Here is a 26,111-nt window from a genome sequence, read left to right as displayed (position 1 = left end):
TTGTTTTTAAATTGTTACAGTTTTTGAAAAAAAGATTCATTTCTTTTAGCTGGCACAACAATTGAAATAACAAGTTAAAATAATACCCGCTACGTACAGGGGCAGTAGGATTAAACCTTTGCAGAAGATTGTATGTAGATATAAATAATAAACTGTAGTGACAGTTTGACCTAAATAAAGATATGGCTAAATCTAAATTATTAAATATTGACAGTTTGTCATTTCAAGGAATCGATGAAGATGCAGAGTTAATTCCTTTAATGACCCCAGAAGACGAAGAGGAAATAAATAAAGAAGAACTCCCAGAAATATTACCAATATTACCTTTAAGAAATACTGTATTATTCCCAGGTGTTGTAATTCCAATTACGGCAGGAAGAGATACTTCTATAAAGTTGATAAACGACGCAAATAGCGGAAATAAAGTAATAGGGGTTGTTGCCCAAAAAGACGAAGATGTCGAAAATCCCGGAGTAGATGATATTTATAAAACCGGAGTAGTAGCAAGGATTCTAAGGGTCCTAAAAATGCCCGATGGTAACACTACGGTGATCATCCAGGGGAAAAAGCGGTTCAAAATAAAGGAGGTTATTTCTGAAAAACCTTATATGACCGCTGCTGTAGAAGAAGTACCGGAAGTTAGACCAGATGTTAAGAACGCGGAATTTGGAGCTATTACAGAATCTATTAAAGATCTGGCTTTGCAGATAATTAAAGGGAGCCCCAATATTCCATCTGAAGCTTCCTTTGCTATAAAAAATATTGATAGCCCTTCTTTCTTGATCAACTTTGTTTCTTCCAATATGAATTTAAGTGTTGAGGAAAAGCAGAAATTATTGAAGACCAATAATTTGAAGACCAGAGCGCTGGATACTTTAAAATTCATGAACGTTGAGAACCAGAAACTGGAACTTAAAAATGTGATCCAGAGCAAGGTACAAAGCGACATGAGTCAGCAGCAGCGGGAATATTTCCTTCATCAGCAAATGAAAACCATCCAGGAAGAATTGGGAGGTGCTACTAATGAAGATGAGATGGAAGAAATGCGCGTTCGTGCTAAAGATAAAAAATGGGACGAGAAGGTTGAAAAGCACTTTACGAAAGAGCTTGCTAAAATGCAGCGAATGAATCCTCAGGTTGCAGAATATTCCATTCAGAGGAACTATTTAGATCTTTTTCTAGATCTTCCTTGGGATGAATTCAGCAAAGATAAATTCGACTTAAAACGAGCTAAAAAGATCTTGGATAGAGATCATTATGGTTTGGATGATGTAAAAGAACGTATCATTGAATATCTAGCAGTTTTAAAGCTGCGTAATGATATGAAATCTCCAATTCTTTGTTTATATGGACCTCCGGGAGTTGGTAAAACTTCTTTAGGTAGGTCTATTGCAGAAGCTTTGGGTAGAGAGTATGTTCGTATATCATTAGGTGGTTTGCGTGATGAAGCAGAAATAAGAGGGCATAGAAAAACCTATATTGGAGCTATGCCGGGTAGGATTATTCAGAGTCTTAAAAAAGCAGGAACCAGCAATCCTGTTTTTGTGTTGGATGAAATAGATAAGTTATCTAACGGTCATAATGGAGATCCATCTTCAGCATTATTGGAGGTTTTGGATCCAGAACAGAATAGTGAGTTCCATGATAATTTCTTGGAAATGGGATTTGACCTTTCTAAAGTGATGTTCATTGCTACCGCAAATAGTTTAAGTACTGTTCAGCCTGCTTTGAGGGATCGTATGGAGATCATTAATGTTACGGGATATACGATCGAAGAAAAGGTAGAGATCGCAAAGCAGCATTTATTGCCAAAGCAATTAAAAGAGCATGGACTTACCAAAGAACATATTAAAATAGGAAAGGCGCAGTTAGAGAAAATTGTTGAAGGTTATACCAGAGAATCCGGAGTAAGAGGATTGGAGAAACAAATCGCAAAAATGGTGCGCTATGCAGCCAAAAATATTGCGATGGAGGAAAAATATTCTATAAAAATAAGCAACCAAAATATCATCGAAATTCTTGGAAGCCCTAGAATGGAACGCGATAAATATGAAAATAACGAAGTTGCCGGAGTAGTGACAGGTTTGGCTTGGACGAGTGTGGGTGGAGATATTCTATTTATAGAATCTATTCTTTCTAAAGGAAAAGGAAATTTAAATATTACCGGAAACCTCGGGAAAGTGATGAAGGAATCTGCTACTATAGCGATGGAATATATCAAGGCAAATGCAGAAATGCTGGATTTAGACCCTGAAGTATTCGAGAAATACAATGTTCATATTCACGTGCCGGAAGGAGCAACCCCAAAAGATGGTCCAAGTGCAGGAGTTACTATGCTTACATCATTAGTATCGTTATTCACTCAGCGCAAGATCAAGAAAAGTCTGGCAATGACTGGGGAAATCACTTTAAGAGGAAAAGTATTACCTGTTGGAGGAATTAAAGAGAAGATTCTTGCTGCTAAGAGAGCTAGAATAAAGGAGATCATCCTTTGTGAAGACAACAAACGGGATATCGATGAAATCAAAGCAGATTATTTAAAAGGGCTTACTTTTCATTATGTGAAGGAGATGAAAGATGTAATAGATCTCGCGCTCACTCAAGATAAAGTGAAGAATCCAAAAGAATTATAGGTTTTAAGAACCTACCTGAAAATTATCAAAGACGTCATCCTGAATTTATTTCAGGATCTTCTTAAATTGAAGTGTTAATTTTCAATAGAAGCTGAAACAAGTTCAGCTTGACGAAGAACTACTTTTCAGGTAAGCTCTCTTTTTTTGAAATTTATTATATAAAACAAAAATCACTTATATTAAATCTACAAGCTTGACATATCATAAAATCACCATTGCGATAGACGGGTTTTCTTCCACAGGAAAGAGCACCGTAGCAAAACAATTGGCCAAAGAATTAAGTTATGTATATGTAGATACTGGCGCAATGTATCGCGCAATCACCTTATATGCAATGCGAAAAGGATATATATTAAAAGACACTTTTAATGTAAAAAGCTTGATTCAAGATCTACCATCTCTAAATTTAAAATTCATTTTTGATGAAAAGTTGGGCTTTGCAGCTATCTACTTAAATGATGAAAACATTGAAGATGAAATTAGAACACTTGAGGTTTCAAATTATGTGAGTAGGGTAGCGGCTATTTCAGAAGTTCGTGAAAAATTAGTAGCGCAACAGCAAGAAATGGGATTGGAAAAAGGAGTGGTAATGGATGGTCGTGATATTGGTACCGTTGTCTTCCCGAATGCCGAACTCAAAATATTTATGACAGCTACGGCAGAAGAAAGAGCACAACGCCGTTTTAAAGAGATGAAGGAGAAGGGGCAAGATGTGAATTATGAGGAGGTATTAAAGAATGTAACAGATAGGGATCATTTGGATACTACCCGAAAAGATTCTCCATTAGTAAAGGCAGAAGATGCTATTGAGATCGATAATTCAGCTTGGAATATCGAAAAGCAATTTCAGAAAGTACTTCAATTGGCAAAAGCAGCAATCGATACTGTAAACCACTAAATAATCTCTTATATATTAGGAATTTCTGCACATATTCATCGAAAAAGGATTTAAAAGGGACTGTATATAATTACTTTCAATTTTTATTATTTTCTCGGTTGATTTCCAAGCATTTAAAATATCTCATTTTGTCTGTTCGAGCGAAGTCGAGAACTTTCTAGCTTAAAAAAGAGGTTTCGACTCCGCTCAACCTGACATCCCTAGTAAACATATATTTTTACTATAAATTTAACATTATTCTTTATAAAAAATCCACTTTTATAAACTGATATAAAAGTTCTTATTTTATTTAGTTTCAGCCTTTTGTATTACAGAAAATAATACGTATTTTTGCACTCCTTTTTAGATAAAGAAATGGAAAAAGAAAAGGGCTGAAAATCAAATATATAATCACTTCTGTGTTTAATTATCTGAAATTTCCATAAAGAACCCAGAATACAAATATTACATCAGCAATGGCTGAAGAAACAAAAAATCCAGAAGTTCAAGAGTCTAGCTCTGAAGTTCAAACCAAAGCGGCTCCGTCTGCACAACAGGAAAATCCTGAGCAATTCTTAAAAGACTTTAACTGGCACAACTACGAAGAAGGAATAGATCCTGTAGATGATACCAAGTTGGAAGAGTTTGAGAAGTTGGTAGCCGAAAATTTTGTAGATACTTTAGATGATGAAGTAACTACAGGAAGAGTGATCAATATCACAGATCGTGACGCGATTATCGACATCAACGCGAAAAGTGAAGGAGTTATCTCTTTAAACGAATTCCGTTACAATCCAGATCTTAAAGTTGGAGATGAGGTTGAAGTATTAATTGATGTACGTGAAGACGCTACAGGTCAATTGATCCTTTCTCACCGTAAAGCTCGTGTGATCATGGCTTGGGATCGTGTGAACAAAGCACATGATGAAGCATTGATAGTAAACGGCTTTGTTAAATGTCGTACTAAAGGTGGTATGATCGTAGATGTATTTGGAATCGAGGCATTCTTGCCAGGATCTCAGATCGACGTGAAGCCAATTAGGGATTACGATGCTTATGTAGGCAAAACAATGGAATTCAAAGTTGTGAAAATCAACCACGAATTTAAGAACGTTGTTGTATCGCATAAAGCGCTTATCGAAGCAGATATCGAAGAGCAGAAAAAAGAAATTATTGGTCAACTGGAAAAAGGTCAAGTATTGGAAGGTACTGTTAAGAATATTACTTCTTACGGTGTATTCGTAGATCTTGGTGGAGTTGATGGATTGGTGCACATTACAGATCTTTCTTGGTCTCGTATTAACCATCCAAACGAAATAGTTGAATTAGACCAGAAATTGAATGTTGTTATTCTAGACTTCGATGAAGCTAAGACTAGAATTCAATTAGGTTTAAAACAATTACACAAACATCCTTGGGAAGCATTGGACGAAAACCTTAAAGTTGGAGACAACGTTAAAGGAAAAGTAGTTGTAATTGCAGATTACGGAGCGTTTATTGAAGTTGCTGAAGGAGTTGAAGGACTTATTCACGTTTCTGAAATGTCTTGGAGCACGCATTTACGTTCTGCTCAGGATTTCGTAAAAGTAGGGGATGAGGTTGAAGCTCAAATCTTGACTTTAGATCGTGAAGATCGTAAAATGTCCCTTGGTATCAAGCAATTAAGCGCAGATCCATGGACAGATATTACTTCTAAGTATCCAGTTGGTTCTAAACACAAAGGTATTGTACGTAACTTTACAAACTTTGGTGTATTCGTAGAATTGGAAGAAGGAATAGACGGACTTATTTATATTTCTGACCTTTCTTGGACCAAGAAGATCAAGCATCCATCTGAATTTACCAACGTAGGTGATACCTTGGAAGTGGTTGTATTGGAATTAGATGTGGAAGGCCGTAAATTAAGTTTAGGTCACAAACAAACTGAATCCAACCCTTGGGACAAATATGAAACTGAATTTGCTGTAGGTACCACACATACTGCAGAGATAGCTGAAATAGTTGACAAAGGTGCGACTATAGATTTTAATGAGGATATTACTGCATTTGTTCCTACACGTCACCTTGAAAAAGAAGATGGTAAGAAATTAAATGCAGGTGAGTCTGCGGAGTTCCAAATTATTGAATTCAATAAAGAATTTAAGAGGGTGGTAGCTTCACACATGGCTGTACATAAAGAAGAAGAGCAAAAAATCGTGAAACAAGCTGCTAAAAAAGCTGCTCAAAACACAGAGAAAACCACTATTGGTGATGTAAATGCAGATCTTCAAGCCTTAAAAGACAAAATGGAAGGGAAGGCGTAGGCTTTTAATACCATTCACTTTTAAGCTTAAAAGAAAAAGCTTCCTTAATTTAAGAGGGCACTGAAAAAGTCCCTCAAAAAAGTTTTTTCAAAATGACCAAAATGGAGCGGAAACCGTAGTGTTTTCGCTCCATTTTCAGTATATTATAAGTTGGTCAACAACGACTTAAGTATGTTGTTACAGCAGCAAAAAATTCAATTAAGTGCGTATTCAGATCTATATGATTTAATCGTACCTAAAGATAGCGCCTAGTCCGGTAAGGAAGACCTTAAACTCAGAGGCAAAGACAACAACACCATAAAGATAGTGGCACAGCTGAACCCCACTATCATACAAGGCTATAGAAAGGCAGGGGATAGGTTCGATTGTAAGAAAGACGTCGATAGGTTCGTGTGCCAGGCGGACACCTGGCCATCTGAAAAGCATGGCAAGGGAAAAAGGATAGTGGCACGAACCATGTAGATCCTTATTTTTTTTGACATAGGGAAATGAAATGCAAGACTTGCCCAATAATGGATGGGTGTTATAAGCTAGGTGCCAAGGCCAAAAGCCACCCGGTCTCGATAAAATCAAGTTTGCACCAAGAACAAATGCTATTTCAGGAATCCGAATATTATAAAGAAAAATCGAAACACCGCTATAAGATCGAGGTCAAAAACAGTGAACTAAAGAACGTTCATGGGTACCATCATGCCATGGCATATGGCATCAATAATACGCAGATGCAAGGCGCACTTGCAATTTTCACCGTGAAACTCGAGGATCCTCAAATTGACCATATAAGTCTAGGACCTTGATAAAAGCAAGGATAAAAAGGGTTACGCAAAACGACCAGTTGTATCTTCTCCAATGTAATCCCTCGGGGGATTGCTTCGAAGATTATTTTTTGGTAAAATTAAAATCATCAAGTTATTTGACTACATATGTTTTTTTTGAAATAGCAATTAGGAAGAAATAAGTGCTTCTGCTAATTTTACAAGCCCTTTGGTGGCTTTTTCAGCAATAATAGTTAGGTTTTTAGCTGAAGAAATATTAGGTTGAGGATCTATAAAATAAATTGGAGTTACATTATCCAAGTAATCTAAAAGTGCAGCAGCTGGATAAACCTGCATAGAAGTTCCAACAATAATTAATATATCTGCATTTTCCACAAGCTTTACTGCTTTTTGAAACATAGGTACAGCCTCACCAAACCAAACTACATGCGGCCTGAGCTGATGATTATGCTCACAAAAATCTCCAGTTTTTAAATCATTTTTCCAATCCAAGATTAAATCATCATCAAAAGTACTCCGTACCTTTAATAATTCTCCATGGAGATGAATTACCCTAGAGCTTCCCGCTCGCTCGTGGAGATCGTCTATGTTTTGGGTAACAATACTAACTTTGTACTTAGTTTCCAATTTTACCAAGGCTTTATGAGCCTTATTTGGAGACACTTGTAATAATTGTTTTCTGCGTTGATTGTAGAAATCTAATACTTTTTCCATGTTTCTATCCCAACCATCAGGCGAGGCGACTTCCATAATGTCATATCCTTCCCAAAGCCCATCGGAGTCGCGAAAAGTTTTAAGACCGCTTTCTGCACTAATTCCGGCGCCGGTAAGAATAACTATATGCTGCATTTTAAAAATGAATTAAAATCTGAAATCTCAGGAAATTAAGCATTAAGATATAATTAAAAAACAGGAAAGAAAATTAAGAGAATAAAAAAACCGATCAGAAATTATATTCTGATCGGTTTAAGTAGCGAGAACGAGATTTGAACTCGTGACCTCCGGGTTATGAATCCGACGCTCTAACCAACTGAGCTACCTCGCCAAAATTCGTATTTCAATTGCAAACAAATAGATTAGTAAAATGACTACTAATAATAAGGGTTTCAACCTCAAAGTTTGCGGCTGCAAATATAAAAACTATTTGTTTTAGCACAAGCATTATTTTACGAAATATTTAATTTGTTTTCTTTCAAGGTTAGCAATTAATATATATATTGCCCAAAATCTAATTAAAGCAGCATGGAAGATAAAGTTAAGTACGAAATGGAGTTTCCAATACAAGCTTCCCCTTCGTTATTATATCAATATATTTCAACACCTTCTGGTCTTAGCGAGTGGTATGCGGACAATGTAAATTCTCGTGGGGAATTTTTTACCTTCATTTGGAACGAATCTGAAGAAAAAGCAAAACTCCTAAGCAAGAAAAATGGTGAACGCATAAAATTTAGATGGTTGGAAGACGAGGAGTCCCCATATTTTTTCGAAATCAGAATTCAGGTAGATGAGATCACAAAGGATGTTTCTATAATGATCACAGATTTTGCTGAAGAAGATGAGATAGAAGAAGGGAAGATGCTTTGGGAAAACATGATTTCAGACTTAAAACAGATCCTAGGTTCGTCCTAATTTCTATATTTTAAATAGTACCTTTGCCCCGTTTTATAAATATTACGGGGTTTTTTTATGATAAATATCAATGGAAATTTAGTAGAAGATAAAAATGCAACTATTTCAGTTTTTAATAGGGGGCTGGCCTATGGAGATTCTGTGTTTGAAACTTTGCGGGTTATAAATGGAAAGATCATCTTTTGGGAAGATCATTATTTTAGGTTAATGTCCTCTATGCGTATCATGCGAATGGAGATCCCAGCAAATTTTTCTCCTGAATTTTTGGAAGAAGAGATCCTATTGCTGTTAAAAGCCAATGGACTTATTGATTCTCCTGCGAGAATTCGATTTACGGTTTTTAGAAAACATGGTGGGTATTATAGACCGAATACGCTAGATATAGAATATATTATTACTTCAGAAACACTTAGTGATCCTTTCTATTTATTAAATGAAGGACCTTACGAAGTGGAATTGTTTAAAGATTATTATGTGACCAGCGGACTTCTTTCGACTATTAAGTCTAATAATAGAGCCATTAATGTCTTGGGAAGCATTTTTGCCAAAGAAAATGATTATCAGAACTGTCTTCTGATCAATGAGAACAAGCAGGTGGTGGAGGCATTAAATGGTAATATTTTCTTAGTGAACGGCGATAAGATTAAAACACCTCCTTTAAAAGATGGTGCTCTTAATGGAATTTCGAGAAAGCAAATAATTTCTGTTGTGGGTAGAATGATGGATCTTGAAATCGAGGAAACCAGCATTTCTCCTTTTGAGCTTCAAAAAGCAGATGAATTGTTTATTTCAAATGTGATCGTTGGAATTCAACCAATATCCAAATATCGTAAAAAAGAATATAATAATAAAGTGGCGAAAGAAGTGCTTTCCAAGTTAAATGTTAAGGCTAGGTTGGGCTAATTGTAACTAGGGTTTTCGGGAGCATTGGACCACAACATATAGTTTCCCCCTAACTCTATCATTTTATCTTTCCAAAACGACCTGTATGGTCTTTCTATGATGTCTTTGGCATCTTGATGAGCAGTAATAATCCAAGAATTGGAATTTAGTTCCTCGGCAAGTTGTTCTGAATCCCAACCTGAATAGCCAAGAAAAAAACGAATTTCTTTATCTGTTATACTATCGCTTAGAATAAGCTGTTTTACGGCCTCGAAGTTGCCACCCCAATAAATCCCATTTGCAATTTCTATACTTTCTGGAATGAGGTCTGGTACTTTGTGAATAAAATAGAGATTATCCTGTTCTACCGGACCGCCATTGTATATTTTAAAACTTTTGTTAAGCTCTGGAATGAGATCTTTTAAGGTGAAGTCAAGAATTTTGTTTAAAATAAAACCTATAGAACCAGATTCGGAATGTTCAGCGAGCAAAACCACGGAGCGGTTAAAGGAGGTATCTCCAACAATGGTTGGCTCGGCCACCAATAAAAGACCTTTCGCTGGTTTTAAAGCAATCATAATGCTATAGTTTTTATTAAAGCTAAAGATTAATTTAACAATTTCAAATAATTTGTTATATAAATTCAAAAAAAAACTCCCCCGAAGGAGAGTTTTATCTATTCTAGGGAAACGATAACTAGTTTACAGCTTTTTGTAAATCTGCACCTGCTTTAAATTTCACTACGTTTTTAGCAGCAATTTTTATTGTCTTTCCAGTTTGTGGGTTTCTACCTTCACGAGCAGCTCTTTTAGAAACTGACCAAGAACCAAATCCTACTAAAGAAACACGATCTCCTTTTTTAAGAGAGCTTTCAACATTTCCTAAGAATGACTCTAATGTTTTTTTAGCTGCTGCTTTAGAAATTCCAGCATGTTCAGCCATTGAATCGATTAAATCTGTTTTGTTCATAATTTCAATTTTAAATTAATTGTTGGTTAAACGTTTGTGTTAATTTGCTTTACAAATTTATGTGGATTTCTCAGCCACGCAAGTAATATCAAGGGAAATGCGAGTTTTTGTTGATAACTTGGGTATATTGTTAATAAATATACTAATTATTTTTAATAAACCATCATTTCAGTGTGGATAAGGCTTTACAGAACTTTAGCGCCATTTTCAAATTGATACCCATTTAAAAGTTCTTTTGTTTTCATTTTTCTTTTCCCCGGTAACTGAATTTCGTTGATCAAAATATGTCCATCTTTTACAGCAACTTTCAGTTTATTATTCTCTAGAACGATTTCTCCCAGCTCCTTAGTATGGGATTCCTTTAAAATTCCTATATCATAAATTTTGGTCTTCATATCTTGATTTCCATTTTTGATAAGTGTCCATGCGGCAGGATATGGATTTAAGCCTCTTATGAAATCATGAATTTTTTGGGCATCCAAGCCCCAATCAATTCGAGTGTTTTCCTTTGTTAGTTTTGGGGCTTCCTTTAAACCTTTACTTTCTTTCTGTGAAATAGTTTTTACTTTATCATTTTTTATAAGCGCTAGTGTTTGTAATACTAAATTGGCACCTAAATCCATTAATTTATCATGAAGCACCCCAACAGTATCATTGGGTTTGATTGAAATTTCCTTCTGGAGGATCATTGCACCGGTATCTATTTTTTCATCGATATAAAAAGTAGAAACCCCTGTAATTGTTTCCCCATTGATAATAGCCCAATTAATTGGCGCAGCCCCTCTATACATAGGGAGTAGCGAAGCATGTAGATTAAAAGTGCCGAATTCTGGCAATTCCCAAACCACTTTGGGAAGCATTCTAAAGGCCACAACAACCTGTAAATTTGGCTTTAAACTCTTTAATTCTTCTAAAAATTCTGGAGATTTTAAATTGGTGGGTTGTAATACGGGTAGGCCATAGGCAACAGCAAATTCCTTTACAGCACTTTGTTGTAATTTTCTTCCTCTTCCTGCCGGCCTATCCGGTGCAGTAATTACCCCCACAACATTATATTTGGATTCTATTATATGTTTTAAGGAGGCGACAGCAAATTCTGGCGTACCCATAAATACGATTCTTAGATCTCTCATTAGTTCTTTAATTTATATGTATTGGTTGGTGTTATAGAAATCAATTCTTTATCCAACATTAAATCTATTACTTTTAAAATAGCCTTTTCCTGATATGGAAGTTTGTCGATAATAGCCCTGGAGTTTTCATCATTCAATTTCAGTAAAACCAGAATATCCTCATAAATACTTCTAATCAATTCCTTTTTAAGATATTTATCTTTCGGCATACATACCGAACATATTCCACATTTCGTGGCATCTTGCTCTCCAAAATAATGTAGTAACTGCTGACTCCTGCATTTCTTGTCATTTTCGACATACATTAATAAAACTTCAATTTTTCGAACTTTGTTAATGGATTGATTTTTTATGTATTCTGAAAATGGATAGATACTGTTTTCATCTTCTCTAGGCACCAGAAAAGCGATTGAAGCATCGTTCTGTTGATGTTCAAAATCCACTATTTTATCCTTATCTAAAGTATTTAAGATAGACAGTGCCTCTTTTTCCGAAATCCCTGCTTTCTTGTAAATGGAGACCATGTTAATTGGAACTTTATTGTCAAAAAGCCCCCCATAGGTCCTTAAGACCGCCTTTACTAGAGGATCAAATTTTGGGTTTTCCTCTAAATAATAAAGGACTTGCTTGTTTGAAATGATAAATTGAAGGCTGGTGGCTTTTTGAAACTGTTGGGATAATTTAAGGATACTTATCCTATCCAATAATTGAAGTGTATTATATGTTTTTGTGTTATTTAACTGATAATGATGACAGAAATCGGCAAAATTAAAATCATGTACTGTATTTAACCCTTCCCCGTAAGCTATTTGAAAATAGGAGGTGAGTTTTTTATATACTAAAATAGCAAAGGCCAAATCTGGAAGAGAATTGATAAATTGATTTTTTAATACCGGTACATCACTCTTGTTGGTTATTATGGTAGCCACCGAAGGCTTTCCATCCCGGCCTGCTCTTCCAGCTTCTTGAAAATAACTTTCTATGCTTTCCGGTAAATTTAAATGAATAACGTTTCTCACATTTGGTTTGTCAATCCCCATCCCAAAAGCATTGGTTGCCACCATGATCTTAGTTTCTTCTTTTAGCCAGGAATTTAATAGTTTGGACTTTTCTTTTGAAGACAAACCTCCATGAAATGCCGCTGCAGAATATCCGTGTTTTTTTAGATGGGCACTAATCTCTAATGTAGCATTCCTGCTCCTTACATATACGATCGCACTTTCATTTTGATCTTGTAACAACTGTTTAAGTCGGTATTCTTTGTCTTCAGTAATCAAAACATTGAACCGGATATTTTTTCGCTCCAAGGAGTTCTTGAAAATAGCAGGATTTTTCAGTTTTAATTGTTCCACTATGTCGTCGACAACTTTATTTGTAGCAGTAGCGGTAACCGCCATTATAGGAATTGTGGGATGTAAATCCCTTAACAATGACACATTTAAATATGCAGGCCTAAAATCATGGCCCCATTGCGATATGCAATGAGCTTCATCTATAGCAATTAAATTTACTGGCATTAATTTTATTCGTTCGCGAACCAGATCTTGTTGTAAGCGTTCGGGGGATAGATATAAAAACTTATAATTTCCATAGATGCAATTATCCAGAAGGGTATCCAATTCAGGGTAGGGGATCCCTCCTGTAATAGTCATTGCCTTGATCCCTTTTTCCTGCAATGCCAAAACCTGATCTTCAATTAAAGCTACCAGGGGCGATACAATTATACAAATCCCTTCTTTTTGCAATGCAGGAATCTGGTAACATAAAGACTTGCCCCCGCCAGTGGGTAGGAGCGCGATGATGTCCTGATTTTTTTCCGCAGCAGTGATGATATCCTCTTGTGAAGATTTAAAAGAAGAAAATCCCCAGTACTTAGTTAATATGTCTTTGGCTTGCTGCAATATTAATCATCAAGTGAATTTATTATAAAACTGCTCCTTTTAAGCACGGTTCCTTTTGGTACCTCTATAGGATTATAACCATAAGTAATATATGAATTTTTTAAGTGCTCATGAATAATCAAAGCTTGTTCAAAAGATTCGTAGCGTTCATTATCGCTGGTATAGATCTCTTCCCAAGGCGGTAATAAGAATATTTTATCGTATTTATGATTCTTGCAGGCCAATGTGAACTTTGCCGGATACGGTGTGCCCAGATAATCCATATATGCCACTACATCTGGAATCCCTCTATCCAAGAATATTTGACCCCTAGGAAGTTGCACCGCCTCTTGATGCTGATTAATTCTCGCTTGCAACAGTTTCTCACTGAACAATAGCGGTTTTTCCAGAAATAACTGTTTTATTCCCTGTTGTTGAGCCTCTAAAGTTATTTGCCTGGATATTTCATGCAAGCAAAAGTGCCCCTGAGATTCCAAATAATTTATGATAGAAGATTTTCCTGTACCGGGACCGCCGGTAATAACTATTTTTTTATTTTGCACGCGGTAAATTTCGGTATTTGTAATCGATAAAAAAAATGAATCATTACTCGTATATTTGCAGAAGAAGGAATGAAAATAAATTATGGAGTCAAAGAAAAACTCAGAAGATTTTTACAATAAATTAAAAGCCCAATTAGAAGAAACAAGCTCTTGGCCATCGGTGTATTTATATAAATTTATTGTGCTTACCAGTAAAACCAAGATCGTGCAAATCCATGCTATTTTTGATAACATGGGAGCGGTAATCAATACCAAAGAGTCGAAAAATGGCAAATATACAAGCGTTTCCATTAATGTTAGAATGAACAATCCCGACTCGGTCATTGCAAAATACAAGCGGGTAGGCAACGAAATAGATGGAGTAATTTCGCTTTAAGGCCAAAACAAAACAATTTGTGTTATTTTATTGTTTTCCAGCATAGGGCAGTTGGATAATATTTAGTATTTTGCAATCGGTATAATTTCTACCAAATTAGTTGTCACCAATAAATTTCAATTTTGACGTACGAATTAGAATATAACTCTGAAAGGAGCAAGTTGATCATTCCAGAATATGGTCGGCATTTACAAAAAATGGTTGAACACGCTGTTGCCATTGAGGATGATGTGGAGCGCAACAAAGTAGCCAAATCCATTATTGCTGTAATGGGAAATATGAACCCTCATTTAAGGGATGTTCCAGATTTTCAGCATAAACTATGGGATCAACTCTTTATAATAAGCGATTTTAAATTGGATGTGGATTCTCCCTTTCCAAAGCCTTCCAGGGAACTTTTGGAGGAACATCCAGAACCAATGGGGTATCCTCAGAATTTTCCGAAATATCGGTTTTACGGTAACAATATCAAAAAAATGATAGATGAGGCTGTAAAATGGGAAGACGGAGAGCTAAAGGATGCTTTGGAATATGCTATCGCCAATCATATGAAGAAATCGTATTTAAATTGGAACAGGGAAACGGTAGATGATGATGTGATCTATAACCATCTAAAAGAATTAAGTGGCGGAAAGATCAATTTAAAGAACAGTGAAGAAGATCTTAGTGAAGCTGCAAGTTTGCTTAGAGGTAATAAGAAATACAGCAATACGCCTAAAAAACCTACAAGTAATAGAAATCCACGCGGACGTAAACGCTACTAAAAAACCAGACTTTTATGGGTACTTTTCAAATTGAGGGTGGTCATTCCTTAAGTGGGAGCATACAACCTCAAGGCGCTAAAAATGAAGCGCTTCAAATTCTTTGTGCAGTTCTTTTAACTTCAGAAAAGGTTATAATCAACAACATTCCAGATATAATAGATGTTAATAAACTCATTAAACTTCTAGGAAATCTGGGGGTTAAAATCGAAAAACTTGGGAAGGGAAGTTACAGTTTCCAAAGTGATGCTATAAATTTGGAGTATTTGGAAAGCGATGCTTTTAAGAATGAAGGGAGTGGCCTTAGGGGGTCTATTATGATTGTTGGCCCTTTATTGGGAAGATTTGGAAAAGGATACATTCCCAGACCTGGAGGAGATAAAATAGGAAGAAGGAGATTGGATACCCATTTTGATGGTTTTGTAAAATTGGGAGCTAAATTTAGGTACAATAAGGAAGAGCGGTTTTATGGGGTGGAAGCTCCAGACGGCCTTACCGGGAATTATATGTTATTGGAGGAAGCTTCAGTAACTGGTACTGCCAATATTCTTATGGCTGCTGTTTGGGCGAAAGGAAAAACCACTATATACAATGCCGCTTGCGAACCATATCTTCAGCAATTATGTAAAATGCTGAATTCTATGGGGGCTAAGATTGAAGGAGTGGGCTCCAACTTATTAAAAATAGAAGGGGTAGAAAACCTTAAAGGTTGTGAGCATACAATCTTGCCAGATATGATTGAAATTGGGTCATGGATTGGTTTGGCAGCAATGACCAAGAGTGAGATCACCATAAAAAATGTAAGTTGGGACAATTTGGGCCTTATCCCCACAACCTTTGAAAAGCTTGGTATCACCATCGAGAAAAAGGGGGACGATATATTTGTTCCTGCCCATACAGATGGCTATGAGGTTCAAAATTTTATAGATGGTTCTATAATGAACATTAGTGATGCGCCGTGGCCTGGATTTACCCCAGATCTTTTGAGTATCCTTTTAGTAGTGGCAACACAGGCGAGAGGTAGTGTTCTAATACATCAAAAAATGTTTGAGAGCAGATTGTTCTTTGTGGATAAATTAATAGATATGGGAGCAAAAATTATTCTTTGCGATCCACATAGGGCTACCGTAATTGGACACGATTTTAAATCTAGTTTAAGAGCAACTACCATGACTTCTCCAGATATTAGGGCTGGGGTTTCCTTATTGATCGCAGCGATGTCTGCAAATGGCACATCTACCATCCATAATATTGAGCAAATTGACAGAGGTTATGAAAATATAGATGAAAGACTTCGAGCAATTGGCGCTAAGATCACCCGATTGGATTAATCTAGTTGTTCTAATTGAAACAAAAAAAGCCGGATAAATATTTATTTATCCGGCTTTTTTTGTTTGCATAGTGTCTGTTATTAAGATTTATCCTGAAGGGAATGCTCTTTATAACCAAAAAGATTTTGATTTTTAATCATACTGGCAGTACGTTCCGGCAACATATTTTCCCATCCCGTTTTCCCTTCGTGTATCATTTGCAAGATCTCTCTGGAGAATATATCCAGTACATTTGGATTGTAACCTTCAATATCCACCACTTTACCGTTGTATTTAAAGAATTTAAACAATTCCTTCATGCGGGGATGTACTTTTAAATTCTCGCTATTAATGATCTCACCAGTTTCTTGATCTTTAAGAGGGTAGAGGTATACTTTAAGATCTTTGAAGAATAGTTTCCCGAAGGCTTCCAAGATTCCGCCACTTAAATGACGGTAGTATTTCTCATCAAAAATATCGATGAGGTTATTTACACCCATGGCAAGTCCCATTCTTTCTTTTGTATAACGGGAGAAATATTCCACTACTTTGTAATATTCCTGAAAATTGGAAATCATTACGGTTTGTCCCAAGGAGCAAAGTAACTCGGCACGATCCATAAAGTCACGTTCATCAATCTCTCCTTCTGCACGTAAATTAGAGAGGGTGATTTCGAAAATGACTTCCGTATTTTCCTCTTCCACTTTATTTTCCTGTATAAAAAGTTCCAAAGACCGTTTATACATATCCATATTCACATTGGTAACCGGTCTAAAACTTCCTCTTAATGCGAGTATGTTCTTTTTATATAGAATTCTGGCAGGGAGGATGTTATTTCCATCGGGAGCAAACATCACGGCATCGGTCATGCCATTTTTCACCAGTTGCAGGCTCATTAACCTATTATCCACTTTTTCGAACCGTGGTCCAGAAAAGTTGATAGTATCTATTTCTATTTGATCTTTATCTATATGATCGTAAAGATATCTCAATAATTTTTTAGGGTTATCGTACTTGTAATAGGCGCCATAAATAAGGTTTACGCCCAGTATTCCCAAGGTGTTTTGCTGAAGTCTGGCATCGTTTTCGTGAAAACGTATATGCAAACTAATCTCGTTATAATCTTCATTTGGATCTACTTGATAGCGGATTCCTATCCATCCGTGACCTTTATATTTCTTGGCAAAATCTATAGTAGCAACAGTATTTGCGTAACTAAAGAATAATTTATTTGGATGCTTTTCCCTGGAGATCCTATCTTCAATTAAATTGATCTCATAAGAAAGCATTTTTTTTAACCTGGCTTCAGTAACATACCTTTTATCGTCTTCCACCCCATAAATGGCATCACTAAAATCCTTGTCATATGCACTCATCGCCTTGGCAATAGTACCAGAAGCTCCACCAGCTCTAAAGAAATTCCTAACAGTTTCTTGTCCTGCACCTATTTCGGCAAAGGTGCCGTAAATATTTTCATTTAGATTTATTCGTAAAGCTTTACTTTTAATTGAAGGAACGTTTTCAAACTCACGATCCCCCATAATGGTAATGGGCATAATTTTATCTTTTTAAGAAAAGGGTTGCTGGGAGCAAAGGTAGTAAAACAGAAGTCTGTAGAAAAAATATTATACTTACTTTTGTCTTAAAATAACAGGCTTGCAAATAACATTTTTAGGCACAGGTACTTCACAGGGAATCCCAGTTATTGGTAGCACCCACCCAGTTTGTTTAAGTGAAAACCCCAAAGATAAACGTTTAAGGGTCTCTGTTCTTGTAGAATGGGAGGATTATATTATTTTAATTGATTGTGGTCCAGATTTTAGAGCCCAAATGTTATCTAATGGTGTAGAGAAATTGGATGCGATTTTATTTACTCATGAGCATAACGATCACACGGCAGGATTAGATGATATCAGGCCATTTTTCTTTAGACAAGGAGATATTCCAATATACGCGCATAATAGGGTAATAGAATCGCTTAAAAAGCGGTTTGAATATATATTGAGCAAGGATAACAAATATCCCGGAGCTCCTAGTGTAATAGTAAACCAAATAAAAAACAAAGCTTTTAAATTTAAAAATTTGCTTATAACCCCCATAAATGCCATGCATAACAGGTTACAGGTATTTGGTTTTAGATTAAAGGATTTTGCGTATTTAACCGATGTTAAAACCATTGAGCCCGCGGAAATAGATAAATTGAAAGGAGTAAAGGTTTTGGTGATAAATGCGCTTAGAAAGGAACCACACCATTCTCATTTTAATTTGGAAGATGCTTTGGCATTTATTGCTGAAGTAAAACCAGCGCAAGCTTACCTAACTCATATAAGCCACATGTTGGGATTTCATGAGGAGATCCAGGCAACTTTGCCGAAAAATGTATTTTTGGCCTATGACAACTTAAAAATCACGATTTAATGCGAAGTAAAATAATTTCCTATCTATTAATATTCATGTTCCTATTCACGATTTTTATTTACGTGAACGATAAAAAGATCCTTGATGCGAAAGAGGAAAAAATAGAAAATTTTCAAGATAGGGTAGCCGAATTGGAGAAGGAGAAAGAGCAATTGGAAAGTGAAAACTTAAATTTGAATTATTTCTCTTTAGCTGAAAATGAAGAGGCAATTTCTTATTTTGAACGCTCGGGAATCGATTCTAAAGAACTATCTAAAGCCATTGAAGATGAAATTATAGGTAGAAATAGGGCAGCCGAGGATAACGATCTAGTTCCTTTTGCCGGTATGGATGGAGCTATGCGCATTAATAAAGTAAAGATCCTAAACCATAAATGGATCATTGCCGATTTTACCGATGGTACTTACTGGGGAGAAATCTTTATCTCTTACGAATTGGATGAAAACAAGAATTTGGTGCTAAACACAGAAAAATCATTCCTCTATCCACAGGATTAAAGACGCTCTTCTAACCACTTTTTAAGTTCCGTAAAGTTCTGAGGATGTACGCCGTGACCCACAGGGAATTCAGAATACGTATGTTCAATTCCTAACTCTTTAAGCAGTTCTGGAGCTTTTCTTGCCCAAGCTACAGGGATCACCTGATCTTGACTTCCGTGGGAAGCATAAACAGAAAGACCTGAAAAATCATTCTTTTCGAATTCAGGAGTAATAATTTCGGTATTAATGTAACCACTTAAAGCAATTATATTTTTAATCTTGGAAGGTTCGCTTAAACCAACTGCATAGCTTAAAATAGTTCCCTGGCTAAATCCTAACAGTGTAATATTACTTTCATCTACAGGATAATTGGCAATCACTTCATCTATAAAATTCGAGATCGCCACTCGAGATTCCTTTGCTTGTTCATTGTCACTGAATTTCCCTTGAACCGAGTCAAAATTTATGGCATACCATGCATTTCCATAAGGTTGAAGCTGATAAGGCGCTCTGGCAGATATTATCAACAATTCTTCGGGCAATTCGCTGGCAAAAGAAAATAGATCATTTTCATCGCTCCCATAGCCATGCAACATGATAAGTGTGGGGGCTTTACCCGAAGTTAACGAAGAAGGCCTTACAAGATGGGTGAGGGAAAGGGGTATTGTAGTCATTTTTTAATTTACTGTGCTAAACCATTTTTGAAATTGCGCTCCCAATAAAGGAACTTCTTTTTGTTCTCCTTGAATTGCAGTAACTAAACCATACCCCCAAAGAATTATAATAAAGATCCAAAAGGAATAGGAAACCATCCAACTGTCAAAAATACTCACAAACGCTCCCAAAAGAAAGTAGGTGATATGTATTCCTAAAGCCTGTCTTATATGAAAACTTGCAAATGGGTTCTTTGTATCGTTATTCATAAAATAGGCGATGATGGTGCCAACGATTGTGAGATAGGCTACAATTGCTGCTGTTTTTCCATTTTCGGTAGTAGTATCCATGATGTTTTTAATTTAGTTAATTGATGAGCTGCAAAATTATGCAATTAACCTTTAACAGGCAGGCTAGATCTGCTTCCATTTATAATTCCGTAGACCTTTCCTTTTAACTTTAGGTCAAGGAACATACTGTTATTGGAACTTGAATGTATGTTTTCTTTATTGAAAGTGCTTTCTCCATCAGGATCAAAAAGGCTGAAATTAGCCTGGTTTCCTTCTTTGATTTCTACTTCCGGAATTTTAAAACGCGCCCTTCCTTTGGTCAAAAGGCTTATGGTTTCATCCAAATCGAAAATTGTAGAGAGTGCTCCAAAAGCCGACTCTAAGCCAATGGTTCCATAAAGTGCATTTTCGAACTCTACTTTTTTGTGTTCCAAATCTATCGGGGTATGGTCTGAGGTTACCATATCTATGATACCGTCCAGAACTGCTTTGCGCAATGCTTTTACATCCATCTTGGTTCGTAAAGGAGGTAAAACTTTGTAGCGGGTGTCAAATTCTTTTAATTCATCATCGGTGTAGATCAAATTGTGGATTGCAACACTGCAACTTACATCCAGTCCTTTCTTTTTGGCTTCTTTGATCAGTTTTACCGATTTTTCAGTAGAAATGGTTGGGATATGTAATTTACCACCGGTGTATTCCAAAATATAAAGATCCCGAATTATCTGTAACTCTTCTGCTAAAGCGGGGATTCCATTAAGCCCAAGGGAAGTACTATTAATGTGCTCATTCACCAGGCCATAACCCGCAATTTGATCGTCCTGCGGAAATGATTGTACAAGTCCGTCGAAATTTTGAGCATAAAGCAAAGAGAGCTTTAAGAGATTTGGATGGGAAATTGCCTTTTTATAATCTCCAAAAGCAATTGCTCCCGCTTGGTGCATATCGTAGAGTTCAGCAAGATCTTTTCCTTCAGATTTGTTGGTTAGTGCCCCAATGGTAAATAATTGTACCACGTTGTTCTCTGCTTTGGATTTTACCGATGTGATACTTCCGTTATTATCCAATACAGGGTTGGTGCCAGGATTAAGGGCAATTTGGGTGAATCCGCTGTGCCCAGCTGTTTTAAGTCCATTTTTAATGGTTTCGCGTTCTTCATATCCCGGCTCTCCAAAACTTACACTACTATCAAACCAACCTTGTGAAATGTGGAGGTTTTTAAGATCTATCTCTTTATCTACATTTTTAACTTTTAAGCTAACACCAATCTTTTTAATTATTCCTCCTTCAATTAAAATATCAACCTTTTTGTGATGGTATTTAGATCCTGGATCTATTATTTTGGCAGCCTTAAGAAGTAGCTTCATTTAAAATATTTTAAAAGTAAAGTTTCGATAACTAAAAATAACAGTGCAAAAGTAACAAACCATTTCCAAAAAGTATTCTTTTCGGTTACATAGCCTTCAGAAATAAAGAATTCATTTAGATCCTCGATCTGTTGTATATTTTTAACATTGCCTAAATCCTCATAAACCATCTTGCTTTCCTCCCTGGAAACATTATAACTAATGGACATTTTATGGGTTCCTCTTAGTTCTACGGAATAATTATCGGGGCTCTGGGGCAATTCGTTGGTAGTAATTTCTATTTTTCCATCGGAACTTTTTTGCTGTGGAATAAAAGATATTTTTTCTGAACTCAATTTCACCACCTCGTCATTATTAACCGGAATTGGGACCGTGATCTTATTTTCCCTCCCTAAATAACTGTATAAAGGAGGGATATTGATATTGGAAATAGCCATTTTATAAAAGGTGGGAACTACCAGAGGTGACTGTATGAAATTTGAATTTTTTGAATTTAAGGGAGCCGAAAAGATAAATGAATTTCCCTTTTGAAATAAAAAAGGCTGATTATCCTGTAGCGAAAGAATGGTATTGGAACCTGAGCTTAATTTATAACTGATCTGCACTTTTGGATATTCAAAATTTTTAACCTGTTGCTCGAATACACCTTTATAAATTGGATGCTGAAATTTTATTCCTGTTATTAATTTCTCTTGTTCCTGTAGTTTGTCAAATCCTGAAATCCCTAATTTTTTAGTGAAGTTAATAAAATTGGATCCCAAATTTTCTGCGGAAGGAATAATGATGAAAACTTTGTTTTTTGATGCCAATTTGGAAAGGCTGGAAGCCAAGATTTCATTAAGCTCTGGGATTTCATTTAAAATGATAACATCTGCATCGGTAAGCGCATTATAATTAATAGCAGTATCTAAAAAACTGCTGTAATCGAATTTGGGACTCGAATATATCCTTGCCAAAAAATCACTTTTTTCACGATTGATACTGCACACTTTGATCGGCAAGATTTTATTAAGGGAGAAGTAGAGGGTATTGTCGAATAACAGTCCGTTGTCTTCTATCTGGATGTTCCCTTGCGGTATTTCGGTATCATTGATTGGAAATTTTAGGTTTGCCGAACTGTTTGCCTCCAGACTCGCACTGGTCTTTCCAATTAGTTTATCGTTGTTATAAAGCGAAACGGGGGTGCTTTGCGAGCTGTTACCAGTATTGCTCATAGTAACGTTTAAAATTCTGGAGTCCCTGTCATCAGAAGATAGATATGCAGTATCTATCTTTAAGTTTTCTTTTCGCTCTGGAGACAGCTGATATGTATAAATATCAATCTCAGAATCCTTGTTATCTATTGGGAACCCTAAATTTTGCTGAAGGTCAGAAATTACAAGAAATTTCTTTATCGTACTAGTATCCTTTGAAAAACTATTGGACGCCTTTAATAATGCCGTTTCGAAACTCACCTGATCTCCTGAATAATCGATATTTTGAAGGTCTTCTTTAGTCATGTTCTGAAAACCTTCGGAATTAGTAAATAAAGAGATGTTCTTATCCATAAAATTACTTTCCAATAACTCCTGAATGCTACGTTCCAATAACTTTCCTTTTTTACCTATAGCTTCCATGCTAAAGGAATTATCCAAATAAATTATGGTTTCTACGTCTTGGGCTTTGGAAGTATTGGAAGGAAAATAAGGTTGGGAAAAAGCCAAAATAATGGAAGCGAGGGCCAATAATCTGGTTGCAAGTACCAACCATTTTTTTATTCTGGAGCTTTTTCGGGTTTGAAGACTAAGCTTCTTAAGAAATTTTAGATTGGTAAAATATTCGGTTTGGAATTTTCTAAGCTGAAATAAATGGACAATTATTGGAATAAGCAGCAGTACAAGCGCGTATAATACCTCTGGATGATAAAACTGCATGAATATTTAATTATTTATCAAATATATAAAACAGCTTTTTATTACTATAGTCAGGAAATACTAAACTCGCTTAATAGTAAATTGGAACGTGCTTCCTTCTCCTGGAGTAGAATTCACTTTTATGGTTCCTCCCATACTATTAATAAGTTTCTTTACAGTTGCCAAACCAATGCCACTCCCGGGGTTTCCATCACGATCATTGGTGTCCAGTGTAGTAAAAAGCTCAAAGATCTTGGAAGAATTTTCTTCGGAAAAACCATCGCCATTATCAATCACAGCAAAGTGGTAGAAGGCTTCGGTCTGTTTAAAGGTGATTTGGATCTTCCTATGTTCCTTAGTATTGTACTTTAAGGCGTTGCTAACTAAATTAAGAAAAACCTGGGTTAGGGCAGCTTTGTTAACATTTTTTAGTGTTGCAGTTTCTGGATAATCTATTTCTACATCATTAGCTACATCGTATAAATGTGCAATTCCGCTAAGGAGATTATGCAAATCCACGTTTTCGTAATCCTTTTCTAAAATATGCTCGCTTCGGTAAAAACTCAAAATCCCATCCACATAATGCCGAAGGGAATAGGAAGATTCATTTAGATAGTTTAAATATTGGGTAGTTTCTTCATCGAATTTCCCCTGATTTTCTACTTTCAGTAATTCAGTAAGCGAAATTATATTGGCCAAGGGAGACTTTATATCATGAGAAACCACACTTGCAAATTTTTCAAGTTCTTGGTATTTCTGTTTAAGTTTTTTCTGGATAACACCAAACCTTTTGTTTTGCTTGGCAAACTCAAACAACTTCATGCATTGATTGGCCAGTGCCTGGAGGCCCTCTACTTGATATTTTTTAAGTTGACGTTCTTTGGTGTCCAGAACACTTAATACTCCAATGGTATATCCCTCAGTATTTTTTAATGGAAGGCCTATATAGAATTTATAGTGGTCGTGGTAGTGTTTTCCAGCTTCGTCGAACACATGGGGTGCGTCAGAATAATTTATGCAAAATAGGTCTTCTTTAGATTCCAAAGTGCGTTGAGCAAATGCCTTTTTTCGCTCGATCTCATCAATCTCGATACCCGTTTTGGATTTAAGCCAAACAAGATCTCTATCTATTATACTTAAAAATGCTGTAGGGGCATGGCAGATTGTAGCTGCCAAAAAGGTGAGTTGATTAAAATCTTCTTCTGTAGTCGTTTTGGAAATATCATAATCTGCTAATACAGATTGCCGTAACTTCTCATTAAACGCTGTTTTATATTCCATATTACTCCCTGCTTTCTACAGTTATCAATTAACACCAATAATATGAAATTTTCCCCAGCTATTTTACTGTAAACCAAGGATATTTTATACTAAACCGCTCGCTTGATAGTAAAATAGAAGGTGGTTCCTTTGTTTACCACTGATTTTACTGAAATTTCTCCTCCTAAATTGTTCACTAATTTTTTAACTGTAGAGAGTCCAATTCCGTTTCCACGGTTTCCGCTTCTATCGGCTTCTTCTACAATCGTAAATAGTTCAAAAATAGCTTCTTGCTTATTCTCGGGAATTCCAATACCGTTATCTGTTATGGAAAAATGGTAATAACCGTTTTTTTCAATACCTGTGACGTCTATAACAATCTTTTCTTGATTGTTGTATTTAAGGCTGTTCCCAATGAGGTTGAAGAATATTTGCTGAAATGCGGCCCTGTTGCACTGAATTGTTAAATTATCTTCTGGAAGATTGATCTCGCAATCGAATTTTATATTCAATAGATCTATAATTTGTTCTAAAACATCCTGGAGATCAAAACTTTCTGTATGGGTGTCCAATAGGGTGTCACTTTCGTAATGGTTAAGGATATCGGTGATGTAGTTGCTCAACCTAAAGGAAGATTGTTTTAAATAGGTAAGATAATTAAGTCCGGTATCATCCAACAAACCTCCATACTTGGCTTTAAGAAGATCTGAAGTGATTATCATATTTGCTAAGGGCATTTTCATGTCGTGAGATACAGTGCCAGCAAATTCTTTGAGCAAATTATTTTTTATCCCCAGTTCCTTTTTAACTTTCTCTAAAGAAAGATTTTGACGCCGCAGTTCGAACAAAGACTCCACTTGTTTAGCTAGGGCTTTAAGAGCTTCCTTTTGCTTATCATTTAGGGTATGAGGTTTGCGGTCCAATACACATAAAGTTCCTAAAGCTTCACCATTCTTGGCCCTAATTGGCATACCTGCATAAAAGCGAATATTTGCATCTGAGGTTACTAGAGGATTATTAATAAATCTAGGATCTAACAACGTGTCCTGAACTTCCATTAATTCATCCGGTTCCAAAATGGCATGGGAACAAAATGAAATATTTCTTTCCGTATCGCAGATATCTGTTCCAATTCTGGCTTTTATCCATTGCTTATCCTCTGCCAGCAAAGTAATAAGTGAAACAGGCACTTCACAAATATAAGACGCCAATTGTGCTATATTATCATAATTTAATTCTGGTCCAGAATCGAGAATTTGAAGTTCGTTTAGCGAAGCAATTCGAGCGGCTTCATTCTCAGGTTTTAATGCATGAATCATAATAAATAAAGTTCTTGGTTGGAAGCCTTAACTGAAAGTAAATATAATTAAACAAATAAAGTTAATGAAATATTAAATTTTTTGATCGCTTCAAATGTTTCAATAATAATGCCATTAAAATTCATTTTTTGAATTACTGATATGTTGAGATATATTTAATCCTTCCTTGAAGGCTGGATTTTTAAAAGAATTTCCCATTCATGTTTCATGGGCCTGCCTGCTACTAGATCCTTGATTTTTTATATCTTACTAAAACGTGAAATCTTAAATCCTTAATAAAGTGAAGGTTTTATGCCACGAAACTTTATATTTGATTTCTATCATAAAAAAACCTTTCGAA

23 protein-coding genes, 1 tRNA gene and 1 pseudogene are annotated in these 26,111 nt (G+C 35.9%); 11 read left to right on the top strand and 14 right to left on the bottom strand.

What is annotated here, in order from left to right; translation table 11 throughout:
- Window positions 1–182: 182 nt before the first annotated feature.
- The 4 genes and pseudogenes from lon to JM83_RS19665 all read left to right on the top strand — a co-directional run.
- Entirely contained in the window at window positions 183–2,633 is a 2,451-nt protein-coding gene (gene lon / locus JM83_RS17770) for an endopeptidase La (protein ID WP_144963428.1), read from the top strand.
- Window positions 2,634–2,826: 193 nt separating this feature from the next.
- A complete protein-coding gene (gene cmk / locus JM83_RS17765; protein WP_144963427.1) occupies window positions 2,827–3,531 on the top strand; it encodes a (d)CMP kinase in 705 nt (234 codons plus the stop codon).
- A 455-nt stretch (window positions 3,532–3,986) separates the two neighbouring features.
- The gene (gene rpsA / locus JM83_RS17760; RefSeq protein ID WP_144963426.1) at window positions 3,987–5,813 is read left to right on the top strand and encodes a 30S ribosomal protein S1; all 1,827 of its coding nucleotides are present in this window, start codon (window positions 3,987–3,989) and stop codon (window positions 5,811–5,813) included.
- Between the two features lie 252 nt (window positions 5,814–6,065).
- Window positions 6,066–6,596: pseudogene (locus tag JM83_RS19665) on the top strand (transposase); the annotation flags it as partial.
- A gap of 161 nt (window positions 6,597–6,757) precedes the next feature.
- Here the strand turns inward: JM83_RS19665 and JM83_RS17750 are convergent.
- Together JM83_RS17750 and JM83_RS17745 are read right to left on the bottom strand one after the other, a co-directional pair.
- Complete coding sequence (locus JM83_RS17750; protein ID WP_144963424.1) at window positions 6,758–7,438, bottom strand: SIR2 family NAD-dependent protein deacylase; 681 nt, start codon at window positions 7,436–7,438, stop codon at window positions 6,758–6,760.
- Between the two features lie 122 nt (window positions 7,439–7,560).
- Window positions 7,561–7,634: transfer RNA gene (locus tag JM83_RS17745), tRNA-Met, on the bottom strand.
- Window positions 7,635–7,831: 197 nt separating this feature from the next.
- On the opposite strand from JM83_RS17745, the gene JM83_RS17740 reads away from it, so the two are divergent.
- Window positions 7,832–8,218, top strand: a complete 387-nt coding sequence (locus JM83_RS17740; RefSeq protein WP_034922092.1) for an START-like domain-containing protein — start codon at window positions 7,832–7,834, stop codon at window positions 8,216–8,218.
- Window positions 8,219–8,275: 57 nt separating this feature from the next.
- Window positions 8,276–9,121, top strand: coding sequence for an aminotransferase class IV (locus JM83_RS17735; RefSeq protein WP_144963423.1), 846 nt, complete (start codon window positions 8,276–8,278; stop codon window positions 9,119–9,121).
- Here JM83_RS17735 and JM83_RS17730 read toward each other — a convergent pair.
- The 5 genes from JM83_RS17730 to JM83_RS17710 all read right to left on the bottom strand — a co-directional run bounded on the left by JM83_RS17730 (window position 9,118) and on the right by JM83_RS17710 (window position 13,645).
- On the bottom strand, window positions 9,118–9,678 hold the full coding sequence (locus tag JM83_RS17730; RefSeq protein ID WP_144963422.1) for a YqgE/AlgH family protein: 561 nt from the start codon (window positions 9,676–9,678) through the stop codon (window positions 9,118–9,120). The two genes, JM83_RS17735 and JM83_RS17730, sit on opposite strands and share 4 nt — an antisense overlap.
- 118 nt (window positions 9,679–9,796) lie before the next feature.
- Window positions 9,797–10,069, bottom strand: coding sequence for an HU family DNA-binding protein (locus JM83_RS17725; RefSeq protein ID WP_144963421.1), 273 nt, complete (start codon window positions 10,067–10,069; stop codon window positions 9,797–9,799).
- Window positions 10,070–10,254: 185 nt separating this feature from the next.
- Window positions 10,255–11,202 (bottom strand): methionyl-tRNA formyltransferase, encoded by a 948-nt coding sequence (fmt, locus tag JM83_RS17720; RefSeq protein WP_144963420.1) that lies wholly within the window; start codon window positions 11,200–11,202, stop codon window positions 10,255–10,257.
- The gene (locus tag JM83_RS17715) at window positions 11,202–13,103 is read right to left on the bottom strand and encodes an ATP-dependent DNA helicase RecQ (protein ID WP_144963419.1); all 1,902 of its coding nucleotides are present in this window, start codon (window positions 13,101–13,103) and stop codon (window positions 11,202–11,204) included. The genes fmt and JM83_RS17715 overlap by 1 nt, the downstream gene beginning before the upstream one ends.
- 2 nt (window positions 13,104–13,105) lie before the next feature.
- Window positions 13,106–13,645, bottom strand: coding sequence for an AAA family ATPase (locus tag JM83_RS17710; protein ID WP_144963418.1), 540 nt, complete (start codon window positions 13,643–13,645; stop codon window positions 13,106–13,108).
- Between the two features lie 82 nt (window positions 13,646–13,727).
- On the opposite strand from JM83_RS17710, the gene JM83_RS17705 reads away from it, so the two are divergent.
- The 3 genes from JM83_RS17705 to murA all read left to right on the top strand — a co-directional run bounded on the left by JM83_RS17705 (window position 13,728) and on the right by murA (window position 16,113).
- The gene (locus JM83_RS17705; RefSeq protein ID WP_144963417.1) at window positions 13,728–14,021 is read left to right on the top strand and encodes a DUF493 family protein; all 294 of its coding nucleotides are present in this window, start codon (window positions 13,728–13,730) and stop codon (window positions 14,019–14,021) included.
- Between the two features lie 122 nt (window positions 14,022–14,143).
- Window positions 14,144–14,785, top strand: coding sequence for a DUF4290 domain-containing protein (locus JM83_RS17700; protein ID WP_144963416.1), 642 nt, complete (start codon window positions 14,144–14,146; stop codon window positions 14,783–14,785).
- Window positions 14,786–14,799: 14 nt separating this feature from the next.
- Window positions 14,800–16,113 (top strand): UDP-N-acetylglucosamine 1-carboxyvinyltransferase, encoded by a 1,314-nt coding sequence (gene murA, locus JM83_RS17695; RefSeq protein ID WP_144963415.1) that lies wholly within the window; start codon window positions 14,800–14,802, stop codon window positions 16,111–16,113.
- A gap of 80 nt (window positions 16,114–16,193) precedes the next feature.
- On the opposite strand, the gene JM83_RS17690 is transcribed toward murA, so the two are convergent.
- Entirely contained in the window at window positions 16,194–17,648 is a 1,455-nt protein-coding gene (locus JM83_RS17690; RefSeq protein ID WP_144963414.1) for a TonB-dependent receptor, read from the bottom strand.
- Between the two features lie 100 nt (window positions 17,649–17,748).
- Between JM83_RS17690 and JM83_RS17685 the strand changes: the two genes are divergently transcribed.
- Together JM83_RS17685 and JM83_RS17680 are read left to right on the top strand one after the other, a co-directional pair.
- Window positions 17,749–18,510 (top strand): MBL fold metallo-hydrolase, encoded by a 762-nt coding sequence (locus JM83_RS17685; RefSeq protein WP_144963413.1) that lies wholly within the window; start codon window positions 17,749–17,751, stop codon window positions 18,508–18,510.
- A complete protein-coding gene (locus tag JM83_RS17680; protein WP_144963412.1) occupies window positions 18,510–19,007 on the top strand; it encodes a hypothetical protein in 498 nt (165 codons plus the stop codon). Before JM83_RS17685 ends, JM83_RS17680 begins: the two co-directional genes overlap by 1 nt.
- Here JM83_RS17680 and JM83_RS17675 read toward each other — a convergent pair.
- The 6 genes from JM83_RS17675 to JM83_RS17650 all read right to left on the bottom strand — a co-directional run bounded on the left by JM83_RS17675 (window position 19,004) and on the right by JM83_RS17650 (window position 25,771).
- Window positions 19,004–19,663 carry an alpha/beta hydrolase gene (locus JM83_RS17675; protein ID WP_144963411.1) on the bottom strand — a complete coding sequence of 220 codons (660 nt, stop codon included), beginning with the start codon at window positions 19,661–19,663 and terminating at the stop codon, window positions 19,004–19,006. The two genes, JM83_RS17680 and JM83_RS17675, sit on opposite strands and share 4 nt — an antisense overlap.
- A 3-nt stretch (window positions 19,664–19,666) precedes the next feature.
- The gene (locus JM83_RS17670; protein ID WP_144963410.1) at window positions 19,667–19,993 is read right to left on the bottom strand and encodes a DUF4870 domain-containing protein; all 327 of its coding nucleotides are present in this window, start codon (window positions 19,991–19,993) and stop codon (window positions 19,667–19,669) included.
- Between the two features lie 44 nt (window positions 19,994–20,037).
- The gene (locus JM83_RS17665) at window positions 20,038–21,300 is read right to left on the bottom strand and encodes a dihydroorotase (RefSeq protein WP_144963409.1); all 1,263 of its coding nucleotides are present in this window, start codon (window positions 21,298–21,300) and stop codon (window positions 20,038–20,040) included.
- Window positions 21,297–23,213 carry a BatA domain-containing protein gene (locus tag JM83_RS17660; RefSeq protein WP_144963408.1) on the bottom strand — a complete coding sequence of 639 codons (1,917 nt, stop codon included), beginning with the start codon at window positions 23,211–23,213 and terminating at the stop codon, window positions 21,297–21,299. Before JM83_RS17660 ends, JM83_RS17665 begins: the two co-directional genes overlap by 4 nt.
- Window positions 23,214–23,273: 60 nt before the next feature.
- A complete protein-coding gene (locus JM83_RS17655) occupies window positions 23,274–24,473 on the bottom strand; it encodes a GAF domain-containing sensor histidine kinase (RefSeq protein ID WP_144963407.1) in 1,200 nt (399 codons plus the stop codon).
- 89 nt (window positions 24,474–24,562) lie between these two features.
- A complete protein-coding gene (locus JM83_RS17650; RefSeq protein ID WP_144963406.1) occupies window positions 24,563–25,771 on the bottom strand; it encodes a sensor histidine kinase in 1,209 nt (402 codons plus the stop codon).
- Window positions 25,772–26,111: the final 340 nt, after the last annotated feature.

The organism is Gillisia sp. Hel_I_86 (genome assembly GCF_007827275.1).
GTDB lineage: Bacteria > Bacteroidota > Bacteroidia > Flavobacteriales > Flavobacteriaceae > Gillisia.
This window is presented reverse-complemented; position numbering and strand designations above follow the sequence as displayed.